Consider the following 1,493-nt stretch of genomic DNA (forward strand, 5'->3'; position numbering starts at 1 on the left):
CTAGGGCGTCTACACATCTTGGCGCGTTGGCGCGGCAGATTGACTCGGGCCGAGGATAGCGGCTTCCCGTGCGGGTGGGCGATGTGATTCTGTATGGCGCACTTTGGTTCAGCTGGAGTGCCGCCATGGCAGATGTTGTGTGGTCGCTGGGATCGTTCGGGGATCGCCGCCTCGATAAAAGGGGGCGGCGCTTCTCGGACGCATGGTCGTGCGCCAGACGACGTGCGTACGGCGGCTGGCACAAGGGTGCCGCTCGACGCAGATGGGGTTCTGGCGCTTCCTGGCGAACAAGCGAGTGACGCTGGACAGAGTGATCGAGGACTGGAGCACGCCGACGCAAGGGGCGTGCGCGGGCCGGCACGTTCTGGCCATCCAGGACACGAGCGAAATCAAGTTCGCGACCACCAAGGAGAACCGGCGCGGCCTGGGCAAGGTCAAGAAAGGCACGGGCCACGGTGTGCTGCTGCATCCCATGCTGGCCGTCGATGCCGACAGCGGCATCGTGCTGGGCTTGGCGGGCGGCCGTGCCTGGACCCGCAGCGGCGCCGTCACGACACCCCATAGCGCCCGCCAGTTGGCTGACAAGGAGTCGGTGCGGTGGGTGCAGACCGCCGAACAGGCCAAGCAGACCCTGGCCAACGCCCGCCTCATCACTGTCATCGACGATCGCGAGGGCGACATCTATGCCCACTGGGCGCTGACGCCGGCACCCAATGTCCATCTCATCACCCGCCTGATGAACGACCATGCCGTCCTGGAGGGCGGCACGGTCCGCACCGCCCTGGCACACCAACCCGTGCGCGACACGGCCCGCATCGAACTGCGCGACCGGGCCGACCGCCCGGCGCGAACCGCACAGCTGTCCCTGCGCTTCACCACGCTGTCCCTCAAGCGGCCTAAGAACACACCGGATAAAGACCTGTCCGACAGCGTTCCTGTCCATGTCGTGGAAGTCGTCGAGCCGCATCCGCCCGCAGGGGCCGAACCTCTGCACTGGATCTTGCTGACCACCCATGCTGTCAACAGCCTCGCCGACGCCTGGCAAATCGTCCAATGGTATCGCCGCCGCTGGATCATCGAGCAGTTCTTCCGCACCCTCAAACGCCAAGGCCTGCGCATCGAGGACAGTGAGCTGGCCACTGCCGAGCGACTGCTCAAGCTGGTCGCCATCGCCGCCAAGGCCGCCGTCATCGTCATGCAACTCGTCCAGGCCCGCGACGGCCACGACGACCAGCCCGCTTCCCTGGTCTTCTCGCCTCATGAGATCAAGGTGCTCGACATCCTCAATTCCCGCCTCCAAGGCAAAACCCCGCGGCAGCGAAACCCACATCCTCACCACACCATGGCCGCTGCCGCGTGGGTCATCGCAAAGCTCGGCGGATGGCATGTATATGAAACCAAGCCGCCGGGACCCATCACCTTCTTCAACGGCTTGACCTACTTCCGCGCCCTCGCACAAGGTTATGCCCTCAACGATCTGTAGACGCCCTAGC

At 65.2% G+C, this 1,493-nt stretch carries 1 protein-coding gene; it reads left to right on the forward strand.

Annotated features, from left to right (window positions below; all coding sequences use genetic code 11):
- Positions 1-202 precede the first annotated feature (202 nt).
- Positions 203-1,483 (forward strand): IS4 family transposase, encoded by a 1,281-nt coding sequence (locus FHP25_RS40440; protein ID WP_147852682.1) that lies wholly within the window; start codon positions 203-205, stop codon positions 1,481-1,483.
- Positions 1,484-1,493 lie beyond the last annotated feature (10 nt).

The organism is Vineibacter terrae, assembly GCF_008039615.1.
Taxonomy (GTDB): Bacteria; Pseudomonadota; Alphaproteobacteria; order Reyranellales; family Reyranellaceae; genus Vineibacter; species Vineibacter terrae.